This is a genomic window from Bradyrhizobium sp. AZCC 2289 (genome assembly GCF_036924615.1).
Classification (GTDB): domain Bacteria; phylum Pseudomonadota; class Alphaproteobacteria; order Rhizobiales; family Xanthobacteraceae; genus Bradyrhizobium.
Genome location: NZ_JAZHRY010000001.1, coordinates 1,498,438 through 1,510,067, shown reverse-complemented (window position 1 = coordinate 1,510,067; position 11,630 = coordinate 1,498,438). Strand labels below are relative to the sequence as shown.

At 59.9% G+C, this 11,630-nt stretch carries 12 protein-coding genes and 1 pseudogene; 9 read left to right on the top strand and 4 right to left on the bottom strand.

All coding sequences use genetic code 11. The annotated features are described in order from the left end of the window. Nucleotides 1-536 precede the first annotated feature (536 nt). Nucleotides 537-761, bottom strand: coding sequence for a hypothetical protein (locus V1289_RS07510; protein WP_334396333.1), 225 nt, complete (start codon nucleotides 759-761; stop codon nucleotides 537-539). A 243-nt stretch (nucleotides 762-1,004) separates the two neighbouring features. After that, a complete protein-coding gene (locus V1289_RS07505; protein WP_334396332.1) occupies nucleotides 1,005-1,394 on the bottom strand; it encodes a hypothetical protein in 390 nt (129 codons plus the stop codon). Nucleotides 1,395-1,610: 216 nt separating this feature from the next. Here V1289_RS07505 and V1289_RS07500 point away from each other — a divergent pair, with 216 nt between their 5' ends. Further along, nucleotides 1,611-1,901, top strand: a complete 291-nt coding sequence (locus V1289_RS07500; protein WP_334396331.1) for a hypothetical protein — start codon at nucleotides 1,611-1,613, stop codon at nucleotides 1,899-1,901. Nucleotides 1,902-1,954: 53 nt separating this feature from the next. On the opposite strand, the gene V1289_RS07495 is transcribed toward V1289_RS07500, so the two are convergent. After that, nucleotides 1,955-2,173 (bottom strand): hypothetical protein, encoded by a 219-nt coding sequence (locus V1289_RS07495; RefSeq protein ID WP_334396330.1) that lies wholly within the window; start codon nucleotides 2,171-2,173, stop codon nucleotides 1,955-1,957. 122 nt (nucleotides 2,174-2,295) lie between these two features. Next, complete coding sequence (locus V1289_RS07490; protein WP_309178661.1) at nucleotides 2,296-2,586, bottom strand: hypothetical protein; 291 nt, start codon at nucleotides 2,584-2,586, stop codon at nucleotides 2,296-2,298. A gap of 1,976 nt (nucleotides 2,587-4,562) precedes the next feature. On the opposite strand from V1289_RS07490, the gene V1289_RS07485 reads away from it, so the two are divergent. From V1289_RS07485 to V1289_RS07450, 8 genes and pseudogenes are all read left to right on the top strand, one after another. Next, nucleotides 4,563-6,179: a phosphoenolpyruvate carboxykinase gene (locus V1289_RS07485; protein WP_334396329.1), complete on the top strand. Its 1,617-nt coding sequence runs from the start codon at nucleotides 4,563-4,565 to the stop codon at nucleotides 6,177-6,179. A gap of 123 nt (nucleotides 6,180-6,302) precedes the next feature. Then, a complete protein-coding gene (locus V1289_RS07480) occupies nucleotides 6,303-7,730 on the top strand; it encodes a mannose-1-phosphate guanylyltransferase/mannose-6-phosphate isomerase (protein WP_334407330.1) in 1,428 nt (475 codons plus the stop codon). Nucleotides 7,731-7,769: 39 nt separating this feature from the next. Continuing rightward, nucleotides 7,770-7,943, top strand: a pseudogene (locus V1289_RS07475) (hypothetical protein); the annotation flags it as partial. 114 nt (nucleotides 7,944-8,057) lie between these two features. Then, the gene (locus tag V1289_RS07470; RefSeq protein ID WP_334396328.1) at nucleotides 8,058-8,681 is read left to right on the top strand and encodes a DEAD/DEAH box helicase; all 624 of its coding nucleotides are present in this window, start codon (nucleotides 8,058-8,060) and stop codon (nucleotides 8,679-8,681) included. A gap of 177 nt (nucleotides 8,682-8,858) precedes the next feature. Then, nucleotides 8,859-10,457: a hypothetical protein gene (locus tag V1289_RS07465; protein ID WP_334396327.1), complete on the top strand. Its 1,599-nt coding sequence runs from the start codon at nucleotides 8,859-8,861 to the stop codon at nucleotides 10,455-10,457. Between the two features lie 249 nt (nucleotides 10,458-10,706). Next, a complete protein-coding gene (locus tag V1289_RS07460; RefSeq protein ID WP_334396326.1) occupies nucleotides 10,707-10,883 on the top strand; it encodes a hypothetical protein in 177 nt (58 codons plus the stop codon). Nucleotides 10,884-10,921: 38 nt separating this feature from the next. Continuing rightward, nucleotides 10,922-11,179 carry a type II toxin-antitoxin system Phd/YefM family antitoxin gene (locus tag V1289_RS07455; RefSeq protein WP_334396325.1) on the top strand — a complete coding sequence of 86 codons (258 nt, stop codon included), beginning with the start codon at nucleotides 10,922-10,924 and terminating at the stop codon, nucleotides 11,177-11,179. After that, the gene (locus tag V1289_RS07450; protein ID WP_334396324.1) at nucleotides 11,167-11,592 is read left to right on the top strand and encodes a type II toxin-antitoxin system VapC family toxin; all 426 of its coding nucleotides are present in this window, start codon (nucleotides 11,167-11,169) and stop codon (nucleotides 11,590-11,592) included. The genes V1289_RS07455 and V1289_RS07450 overlap by 13 nt, the downstream gene beginning before the upstream one ends. Nucleotides 11,593-11,630 lie beyond the last annotated feature (38 nt).

Below are 11,630 nucleotides of genomic sequence, written 5' to 3'. Positions count from 1 at the left end.
CCGGCAATTCAAAAGAACGAAATGATCGCCCGCTCACCGAGGGGCGTTCGTCCTGTTACTGTTCAGGTTGGGGTTCGAGGAGACAGCCGGAGGAACACCCTGGCCGATCGGATTTTGGAACGGATTGTTGCTGGGTTGAGTGGCTACGGGCGTGCGCGAGCCGGTCGTGACATGTTGTGAGCGGTTCGTGGTACCTTGCTTTGTCCCTTGCGCAAGCGCGGGTGCGGAAAGGACGAGCTGAACGATCAGTAAAGTTCGCAGCGGCAACATTGAAGCCTCCATCTGCCCGAACCAGGGCGGTCAAAAGACAAGTTCGTGTTTCTCACTTAAGTTCCCGGTCCCGGTCCGGGAAGAGGTCACGGCTTCTTGCAATCGGTATAAGAGGTGCCGTTAGTAGCGACGATCCGCTCGATGCATTACTTGGGATCGACGGGGTTGCCCTCAACGGTGAAATCATAGGCCTGGGTTTTCAGGACAAGCGCATAACGTCCCGGCGTCAGCTCCAGCGCGGGGTCCTCGCTGTGGGCTGATACATTTCAGGATTGTCCCGGCAGCGGCGAGGTTCGAAATGGGAATGAAGCGTTTCGGATGACCCACGTGTCGCCATCCTCCGGTTTCTTGCCGGCGGCCTCGGCGGAGAATTCGCGGGCGATCCTGGCGACGATACGAACCTCGGCGCGATCGGAGAAATTCGCGGCAATATCCCGGCGGAACACAATGAATTTTGGATGGCCGTTCGGCAGCACGGTGTGGCCCGGCATCTTCAGGGCGGCGGATACCGCAACGCGGATGTCGGGCGCGCGCCGGGCAATGGCTGCAGCTCGATAACAGAATCGTTGTCGACCGCGTAGACGCCGTAGTCGGTCGGACGCAACGGATTGGGTTTCGCAGGGGCAGCGTGACCGCGACTGCCGGTCTAGGCGGCGGGGGCTGCTCAGGGGCAATCTGCTTTTGATAGCCCGAGAGGCTGTGCACGACGGAAGCGAGTCGCCCGCACTCCTGGATCACCACAAACACCCCACCGAGAATGATGAGCATTGCGGCGGCGCGCTTGATGATCGGCCATTCGGGATAACCGAGCGCGGATTGGACGGCCGGCGTCGGGTCAATTTGTCGCGCCGGCTGTCGGAGCCAAGCCGGAGGGCAGGATCCGCAGCGGGGAAACTGCCCGAGACCGAACCGTCACCGAGTAGCGGGGCCGGCGACGGCGGTGGAATATCGATCTGTTGCCTTGAAAACGCCTCGACGCCGCGAATAGCCTTTTCGAGAGCCTGCTGCGCACGCTGAATATCTTTCGCGTCCGCATGGGTGAACTGTTTCTGGAGTTTGTAGCGGGCAAGACCGTAAACGGCCTGGCGCATGTGCTCGGGGCTGTTCTTCACCGTGTAGATCATTCGGGCGATGACGAGCGCGAACTGGACCTCGTTGGCGACCGGCTCAACGTGGTCGTGATCGTTCGGTATCAAATCTCCCGAACTCATCGGTTTGGCTGCGTCCCTGTGTGCGCAGTTGCAGATTAATCCAACCCATGCGCCCTGAACGCGGACTTTTCGCCTGTACCAAATTCAGCGTTCTGACTACAATGACCCGTAATCGACGCGGAAGGCAGCGTGTCGTTTGCGGCAGGCAAGGAGAAGGATGACATGTTCGCCAGGGTGAAGTCTGGATGCGTATTGCTCGCATTGGTCTGCATCGCGCTCAGCTTGGTCACCGATTCTGCGTCGGCGATAACCGCCGAAATTGCCCGAAAGTGTAATGCGCTGACCACCAAACAATTTCCGCCCCGCGAGCCCGGTAACCCGGCGGCGGGAAGCGCGAAAGGATCCGGCCGCGCGCAGCACGACTTTTTCAACAAGTGCGTCGCGAATGGCGGCAAGGTAGACGATGATAACGCTAAGTGATCCGACTCAAGCAGGCAAGCCGACCGTCTTACCTGCAATCGGGGAAAGCTCCCTTAGATCTGGGCTGCCGTTTTTCCGTAACCGTAGCGCAACAGACGCTTTGCGAGCGCCCTTTTCGGTGCGGAGTACAGGATGGCAATGAGATATGAGGAGTAGGACAGGGCCAGCAGCGTCGCCAGGCCGGTCAGAGAATTTTCGTCCAGCAACGAGGCAGCCGAGGTCTTTGTGATCGAGGGGCCAGACCGGCAGTTCTTCGGCGCGGACGACATCATCCGCATCGCGCACGATCATCAGCAGGTGTCGAGCAGATGGGAATTTGAAGACGTCGCAACGCAAGGTACTGCAATGCGACGAAATCCGCGGCATTCGCCTGCTTTCGCGGCAAACGATTTGGCTAGAACGCGGTTCGTGATTCAGGCAGCTGTGCGGATGCCTCCGACTGCACCCGGTCGATCACCGAAAGGCTTTCGATGAGCATATAGGTTACCACGATCGCGAAATAAAAAACTTGCATCACCATTGCGCTGACGACGAATGCCGTCACGCCGGTGGCGAAACCCTGCTCATAGCCCAGATACCCCGCTGGAACCATGATCAGAATTGTTGCTGGAACAACCGCGTATCCGCGAAAAAAACGTCCCAAAAGAACACCGGCTATGCCGCTTGCGATTATCAGTGAGACCAAGATCCACCCCCTCCCGCCATTGCGTCAGCGACGCCCAAGGCACGGGCATCGTCGCATTTCAACCACAGAACTGCTGAAAAGATACCACTTTCCGGCTGCGCCGACTAGTCGATTGGTGCGCCTGTCACTTCGCTGGGGCGGACAGCGGAGCAGTTTCCTGGAACATCCTCAGCCATTTACTAACTTCATCCCGCAGGTTGTGGCCGCATTGGAGTATTTCTCTGCGCGAAGGCGCACGCCGGGACTATGCGGCCTGTTCGGTTTCATTCTCGCCCTGCTGTGCGCCGGCCGTCACCCCCGGAACGCCACGCTGCATGTGTGGCTCTGATTTAGCCGGCGGGGTACGAAAATGACCCATAGGGCGGACTTATCTCGCGCGGTAAAACAAGCGACGCAATCGACCAGAAACGTCTCGCGTCCCAGGAAGCATTGTTCTGAAACATTGTTCTCAAGTATTTTTATCGTTCAAACAGTCGACCGGGATAAGTCCGCTTCCCGCATGAAGGCAAGTCCAGGGCGATCTCAAGTCGAGGTCCGCAAAATGCGAACTCGCGTACAGGGCGAGAGAGACTTTCGATCAACCGGAGTACAGGCTTAGCCGTCATGCCTGCGTCGCTGCCAAAGTGCGACCAATTCCTCAAGGCTTTGTTCGATGCTTGCGGGCTGCAAAGGACCGACATCCGGCTCAGGTCGATGAGTCTGAACGAGGTGCAAGTTTGCGCCGGCGGGCTTCGCAGGCTTCGACCCGTGAATGGATACGTCCTGAAATGAGCGCGTGATGTCGTGGTTCGCTCGCCGTCTTTCCGTCATTGGCGGTTCAGACGCTGCATCTCGCGTCCTCGTGCCTTGATCCGAAGCTGGTTGCCTGGGTCTGAGCGTGGGCGAAGTGTAGGCTTGGAATTTCAGGTATTCCGCGTGCCGCTTGCGGGAGATCAGTCCGCGCGTGCCATAGCCGGCGGCGAAACCAATCGCGAGCAGAACAATTATGATAAGCAGCCCTACCATCAAACTATACGTGTGCTCTCACCATTCTGCCCCAAAGCCAGCCTGCTGCATTCTGCCCCAAAGCCAGCCTGCTGCTGTTGCTGTCTATATCCCGTAGTTGACTATTTGAAGGCACGGTTGTTCACCTTCGTGTGCATCTTAAGCTGCGCTCGTTTCAGGATCATGATCTGACGCGGCTTGATTTGTCGGCGACTGCCAATGGAATGAACGAAGCCCGGTTGCAGATCATATAACTCAATCAAAAATCTCAAGAGGAGGTGTGGGCCCAACTGCTGGCGGCTCGCCAGAAGATCAATGCCGCGAAGACGAAGTTGCTGGTGGCTGATGGATCAGCTGAATCGTCTTGAAATTAAGGCGCCCCGCTCTGGAACCGTGCAGAGATCAAAAGTTTTCACGGTGGGACAGGTCATTCGCAGGCGAGTCGCTGATGGAAATTGCACCCAGTGGTGAAACATTGGTCGTGCACGCGCAACTTCCCGTCAATTCGATCGAGCATCTCATGGTCGGGCAGACCGCGGAAAATTCCCCGCGCTGCGATCGCGTCGGATGCAAATGATGACGGGCAAGCTCGCCTCGATCTCCCATGACCGGCTCGTCGATGAGACGACCAAATAGCCTTACTTTCTGGGTCTGATCAATCTATCGGACGCGACGATCGACGAGCGTTCTCGCGAGAAACTCGTCGCGGGAATGCAGGTGGACGTGGTGATCGCCACCGGTGAGCGTACGGCTCTGGAGTACATGGTCTCGCCATTGGCCGACGCGCTGCATGGTTCATTCAGGGATTGATCCAGCCAGGCGGTCATTCGCCTGTTCTGGGTAAAATATGGGCTATATGAGTTGAACGCATATCTGCCCGCCATTTTGCGGACAATATCGGAGGTCATGGCACCATTTTTGCGTATTCAATCTTGTCATCGGCAGTTCGTAAGCCGCGTGCAGATTGAGTTCGAGTGGTGGGAGAATCCTTCGTGCAAGAGACGGGCGTGCATAACGGTGCCTTTGGCGCCGACAAATTCGGCTTAAAAAATCTTGGGGGCGTGAACTGGAACTTTGGCGCGCCCCAGCTTTACGAGCACGCGCTGCGTGCGGGCGAAGCCGTGGTCTCGGCCGATGGCGCGCTCTGCGCCGATACCGGTGTATTCACCGGCCGCAGCCCGAAGGACAAGTTCACGGTTCGCGATGGCTTGACCGACAAGAACATGTGGTGGGCCGGCAACCAGTCGATCACCTCGGACCAGTTCGCCACGCTTTACGCCGACTTCCTCAAGCACGCCGAAGGCATGACGCTGTTCGCGCAGGATCTCTATGGCGGCGCCGACCCGAGCCACCGCATCAAGACCCGCGTCTTTACTGAATTGGCCTGGCACTCGCTGTTCATCCGCACGCTGCTGATCCGCCCCGAGGCGTCGGAACTTGAAAGCTTCGTACCGGAACTGACCATCATCGACCTGCCGAGCTTCCGCGCCGATCCCAAACGTCACGGCTGCAAATCCGAGAACGTCGTCGCGATCGATTTCGCCCGCAAGATCGTCCTGATCGGCGGGTCTTATTATGCCGGCGAGATGAAGAAGAGCGTGTTCACGACGCTGAACTATTATCTGCCCGAAAAGGGCGTGATGCCGATGCACTGCTCGGCCAATGTCGGCCCCGACGGCGACAGCGCGATCTTCTTCGGCCTGTCGGGCACCGGCAAGACCACGCTCTCGGCCGACCCGAAGCGGACGCTGATCGGCGACGACGAGCATGGCTGGGGCGAGGACGGCATCTTCAATTTCGAAGGCGGCTGCTACGCCAAATGCATCAAGCTGTCGAAGGAGGCCGAGCCCGAGATCTATGCCGCCAGCAAGCGCTTTGGCGCGGTGCTGGAAAACGTGGTGCTCGACAAGAACACCCGCGCGCCCGACTTCGACGACGGTTCGAAAACCGAGAACACCCGTTCGGCCTATCCGCTCGACTTTATCCCGAACGCCTCGCGCACCGGCCGCGCCGGTCATCCGAAGAATGTGGTGATGCTGGCGGCCGACGCCTTCGGGGTGATGCCGCCGATCGCCAAACTGACGCCGGCGCAGGCGATGTATCATTTCCTGTCCGGCTACACCGCAAAGGTCGCCGGCACCGAACGCGGTCTCGGCAACGAGCCGCAGCCGGAATTCTCGACCTGCTTCGGCTCGCCGTTCCTGCCGCGCGATCCTTCCGTCTACGGCAACCTGCTGCGCGAATTGATCGCCAAACACAATGTCGACTGCTGGCTGGTCAACACCGGCTGGACCGGCGGCAAATACGGCACTGGCCGCCGCATGCCGATCAAGGCGACGCGGGCGCTGTTGACCGCAGCGCTCGACGGCTCGCTGCGATCAGCCGATTTCCGCACCGACAAGTACTTTGGCTTTGCGGTGCCGACCTCGCTGCCCGGCGTCGAGCCGCACATCCTCGATCCCATCAAGACCTGGGCCGACAAGGCCGAGTTCGACAAGACCGCCCGCGCGCTGGTCGGCATGTTCCAGAAGAACTTTGCCAAGTTCGAATCCCAGGTCGACGCCGAAGTCCGCGCCGCCGCGCCGGAAGTGAAGCTCGCGGCGGAGTGAGGCTTTCGTGTCGTTCTTGGCACGCGCGAAAATGTTTGGAGGCTGCCAATGCAATGTGTTGGGCTGGAATTCGAGTGACTCTAGAATATCGGAAGGTAAACAATGGCTCAGATCCCCTCGTCAATGGTTACGTCAACAGCTGGTCATCGAATTTTTCCCCTGATCATGTGCGGCGGCGCCGGGACGCGGCTGTGGCCGGCGTCGCGCGAGGTCCATCCCAAGCAGTTCCTGCCGTTGTTCGGGACGCGCTCGACCTTTCAGGAGACGCTGCTCAGGGTTTCGGATGCCGCGCTGTTCGAGCGGCCGATCGTCATCACCAACAATGCCTATCGTTTCATGGTGCTGGAGCAATTGGCCGAGATCGGGCTCGAGGCCGATGTGCTGCTGGAGCCGATGCGGCGCGACTCCGGGCCTGCGATCGCAGCGGGGGCGGCTTTCGCGCAGACGCGCGACAAGGACGCAATCGTTCTGGCATTGGCCGCCGATCACGTCGTCCGCGATGTCGCCGCGTTCGTCGTCGCCTGCCGCGAGGGGCTTGCCGCCGCGGAAGCCGGCCGCATCGTGACCTTTGGCGTGCAGCCCGAACGCGCCGCCACTGAATACGGCTACATCAGCCCCGGCGAGACGATTTCCGGCGCGGTTCGCGCGGTCGCCAAATTCGTCGAGAAGCCGGATCCCGCGACCGCCGCCACCTACATCAAGTCCGGCTATCTCTGGAACAGCGGCAACTTCATGTTCCGCGCCGCGGTGCTATCAGATGAATATCGCAACGTCGACGCGGCAAGCGTGCAGGCGGTCAGCGATGCCGTGAGCAACGCCGGAACCGATCTCGGCTTCGTCAAGCTCGATGAAAAAGCCTTCGGATCGGCCAAGGCGATCTCGATCGATTACGCGGTGATGGAAAAAACCTCGCGCGCCGCGGTGGTGCCGGTGGCGTGCGGCTGGTCCGATGTCGGCTCCTGGCATGCAGTGTGGGAGTTGTCCGACAAGGACGGCCAGGGCAACGCGGCGCGGGGCGCTGCCGTGTTCGAGGATTCCCGCAATTGCAATGTCTCGACCGACCGCGCGCTGGTCGCGCTCGAAGGCGTCGACGACCTCGTGGTGGTGGCAACCCAGGACGCGGTTCTGGTGTCGCGGCAGAAGGACGCCAACGGGCTGAAGCGGCTGGTCGCGAAACTGAAGGTCAGCGCACCCGAAGTGACCGAGAGCCACATCAAGGTGCACCGGCCCTGGGGCTCGTATCAATCGGTCGACAATGGCGACCGCCACCAGGTCAAGCGAATCATCGTCAAGCCCGGCGGCCGGCTCTCGCTGCAGAAGCACCATCACCGTTCCGAGCACTGGATCGTGGTCCGTGGCGCCGCGCGCGTCACCGTCAATGAGCTGGTCAAGACCGTGCACGAGAACGAATCGATCTACATCCCGATCGGCGCGGTGCACCGGCTGGAAAACCCCGGCAAGATCCAGCTGGAATTGATCGAGGTACAGACCGGCAGCTATCTCGGCGAGGACGATATCATCCGCATCGAGGACGATTATCAGCGCGTGTGAAATTGCGCAGCATCGTCGGATGATTTCACGACGTCATTCCTGAACACCCCTACAGATCTGCTTTTCCAAGCGAAGAATGCCAAGTGGGTCCAGAGCCTGGTTCGCAAGGGAGAAGTCGATGATATCGTCGGTGACGAATGCCACCATCTGTCGGCGGTAAGCCTTGAACTAGTCGCACGCCGCAGCAAGGCCCGATACATCCTCGGCCTGTCAGCAACGGTTACGCGAAAAGACGGGCATCACCCCATCATCATTATGCAATGTGGCCCTGTCCGCCATCGCGTAGATGCACGTTCTGAGGCCGTCAAGCGCCCATTCGATCACGTGGTGCGGATCAGGGATACCAGCTTCCAACTTCAAGCCACATTGGACACCTCTTCTTCTTCCATCCAGGATGTTTTCAAGGAAATGGTCGCCGATGAAGCGCGCAATGACCTCATATTCGATGATGTCTTGCGTGTGCTGAAAGCGGGCCGTTCACCAGTCGTGATAACCGAGCGTACCGCCCACTTGGAGACCATCGCAGAGCGTCTCGAGCGTTTCGCAAGGCATGTGATCGTATTGCACGGTGGGCAAAGCGAGAAGCAGCGCCGCGACATCGCCGCGCGGCTTGCAGCAATTCCCCAAGCCGAGGAACGTGTCATAGTCGCGACCGGACGCGACCTCGGCGAAGGTTTCGATGATTCGCGCCTCGATACCCTTTTTCTTACTATGCCAATTGCTTGGAAAGGCACGCTTGCCCAGTATGCCGGCCGGTTGCATCGGCTCAACGACGCCAAGCGCGAGGTGATTATATATGATTATGTCGACATGAGAGTGCCGGTTCTGGCCCGCATGGCTGCGAAACGCCGTATTGGCTATCAGGCAACTGGTTACAAGATATTGGGTGCGCGCGATTTGTTTTCTGGTCAGGTGGTCACGTTGAACGTACCTGCGGCAGCTACGCGATAGTTAAGCGACCAAATAGCTAGAGGAGCGCGGGCGGAATAAAAAGATGCGACCAAGCCGGATAGTTCCTTTCAGCCTGTCCGTCGACAAGGGCGGATTTTGTGAGTGGATATCGCCGGCTCTCAAAGGAACGAGACCAACTCCCGGCTATCATTGCAAATGATTCGCGGAGGCACCTCGATGAGCCGAGCCCAGACAAAATCCTCGCCGACGGATGAGCATGCGAGACGGATCGCGCAGGCGATCGCTAAAGGTCGACCGCCCCCGTTCAACGATGCCTTCGATCGGTATTGCGAAAGCTCCCCACGCGAAATCTTTGCCGCTTTCACGGGCGCGGCTCGCCACATGCCTCCGGTCGGCAAGGATGAGCCACTTGCGATCGGTTATCTGTTCCTGCTTCAGCGGCTGCTTGAGCATCTACGTTATCGCACCGATCGCGGCTACGCGGACGCAAGCCAACTGATCGCGGATTTTCAGGCCGATGTCGTCGCACAGGTCGAGGCCGGAAACGTCGACGGGCGCATGCTTGCCTTTGTGGGGGGAGCGCTGCATCAGTCGAAAATCCCTGCGTCGCCAGAGCTTGCCGCGGCGTCGACAAATCAGCTCGTTGATCGGAACCAGGACGGACCGCTTCCGACCGACGTCCTCGCCGCGCTCGCCGGCATCCTCGAAGCGTGCGACGGCGATCCGTTCCTGGCCGTCGGCTCGCTGATCGAAAGCGGCCATGCCATGCCGGCGGAAACCCGCAGCGCCTTGGCGGTGGGCCTGGCGCTTGCCAGTGTCCCCGAAGCGCGTGGCGCCGCGGTTCTGTTCTTGCTCGATCCAAATTCGACTGTGCGCCAGGCGGTTGCCGAAGCGCTTGCGCAGGTCGCAGCCTCGCTGACGTCGACCGAGGTTCGGCGGCTGATTGCGATGCGCAATTGGCGACCCGAGAACGAGCGAGCCGCAGTCGACGCGGTCATCCGCAAGGCGCGGGCGGCGGGGATCGATTGCGCACCATGGGAGGCTGGCAGCATAGAGGCAATTGTCGCCACTAGCGTCGATGGCGCGACAGCGCAAGGATTCCTGCTGATATCCCCGGTCGGACGGAAAAAGCGGATCTCGTCGGTCCTGACCAAAGGCGGGATTGCGAATGCCTGGAGTGGCGAACCGGAATCGCGCCGCCAGATGGAGATGAGCCTCGCCGCCGCGGGGATGGATACCCCTACGCTTGCCGTATCCCGATCATATCTCGATCGCATCGTGGCGCACGAACTGGCGCTCAGTATCGAGAAACGGGAAGCGCCGCCGTTCGGCCTGCTCCAAGTCGCCGAAACTATCGGCGGTGCCGATTGGCAACCCGCGCGCATGGCCTTTGGTGAAATGCTCGCTGGGCTGATCGCCGAGGTCCCCAAGGCGATGTGTGAGCCCGCCGCGCTCGCATCGGTGCTGCGGAAGAGCAACGAACTTGAAGAGCTGGAGGCCGTCGCACAATCTTGGTTCGAGGACGACCCGCAGGTCGCTCAAGCGGTGGAGCGCGCCCGCGGCCGTGATCGCGCCAAACTTGCTACCTATCTATTGCAGAGCGTCATTACGCGACATCGTGATAGATGGGCTGACATTGTTTTGCGCACGGCCCTATGGATGCGCGAGGCTCCACCGGAGGCCGACCTATGCTGGCGCGAGCTCGCGATCGTTGCAAAAGCGCTCGTCGACGGACTGGATGTGACGGAGATCGGATTGATGCGCGATATCGCATCGCGGACGATCGCGGTCCTCAGGGACGCTGGGCGGATGTGAGAGAGCCGGGGCGCGTTTTGCGCCGCCTATTCGCTGAAGTGGGGGCGTAGCAGATGAGATGGCGCTCCCAATGGAATCGATCGCCAAAAATTATACAGCAATTTCAATGACATAAGAGTTCGCGGTTTTATTCTGAATGGCGCGCCAAATTGCCACCGTTCAGAATAAAACTGCGAACTCTGCGGATTCCGTTGGAAGACTGATGGTCTTCCCATCTCGATTGATCTCTGGCGGCGAAAGGAAGTCCGTGTGTCGTTCTCCCGCCCATTCATCGAGATCGTTCCGGTTGCCGCCATGGACGCGGCCATGGCGCCGCCCTTCGTCGTCGTTCTCCCGGTCAAGCTCGCGGCCGGACCAAGTGCGGTCGGTGTGGAGCGCCCAGTGAAGGTCCGCAAAGGGCGCTGGCGGCCGGATGATATTGACTGATTCTGTACGGTGCTGTACGGTTGCTGTCGGAGACAGGCATGGTGAACCTCATCTTGAGTAAAGGCGCTGAAGAAGCTCGCAATCAGCTCCCGGATCTTCTCGAGGCGGCCGAGAAGGGCCGTTCGACGATCATCACCAGACATGGCCGTCCGGTTGCAGCGTTGGTGCCGATCGAGGCGTATAGCGCGGCCATTCGCCAGCAGCCGCTGATTTCCGTCGCAGGATCCGGTCGCGGGTTATGGGGAAAGAATAGTACCCGTACGCTTCGAAAGCTGCGTGACGAATGGAGCCGTTAGATTTTCGGGATCTGCCGGAGGATGCGCTGGTTCTCATCGATTCGGCACCCATCATCTACTTCCTCGAGGGGCACCCGAAATTCGGACCGCGCTTCAAGCCGCTCTTCGAAGCCCATGGAACTGGGCGCCTGCGCTTCGCCGTAACGACCATCACCATCGCCGAGGTGCTGACCGGGCCGCTCCAGGCAGGTGATGACGCGCTCGCGCAGCGTTACCGCGCGATCCTCGAATCGTGGCAACCGATCGCGCTTGACGTCGACATTGCGGAAAGCGCTGCGAGACTGCGGGCGTCGCTCCGCCTCAAGCTTGCAGACGCTGTTCAAGCGGCCAGCGCATTGGCGATCAACGCGGCTGCCCTGGTGACGCATGATCGTGATTTCTCACGCGTGCGTTCGTTGCGTTTAATTTCTTGAAGGCCCAGCACGTCGACATGACGATCGTTCACGAAAAC

Bases quoted from the DNA above. Each gene is read 5' to 3' on its own strand.
- V1289_RS07465 (WP_334396327.1), top strand. From the start codon at position 8,859: ATGAGCCGAGCCCAGACAAAATCCTCGCCGACGGATGAGCATGCGAGA.
- V1289_RS07505 (WP_334396332.1), bottom strand. From the start codon at position 1,394: ATGATCTACACGGTGAAGAACAGCCCCGAGCACATGCGCCAGGCCGTT.
- V1289_RS07510 (WP_334396333.1), bottom strand. From the start codon at position 761: ATGCCGGGCCACACCGTGCTGCCGAACGGCCATCCAAAATTCATTGTG.
- V1289_RS07480 (WP_334407330.1), top strand. From the start codon at position 6,303: ATGGTTACGTCAACAGCTGGTCATCGAATTTTTCCCCTGATCATGTGC.
- V1289_RS07455 (WP_334396325.1), top strand. From the start codon at position 10,922: ATGGTGAACCTCATCTTGAGTAAAGGCGCTGAAGAAGCTCGCAATCAG.
- V1289_RS07495 (WP_334396330.1), bottom strand. From the start codon at position 2,173: ATGATGTCGTCCGCGCCGAAGAACTGCCGGTCTGGCCCCTCGATCACA.
- V1289_RS07450 (WP_334396324.1), top strand. From the start codon at position 11,167: ATGGAGCCGTTAGATTTTCGGGATCTGCCGGAGGATGCGCTGGTTCTC.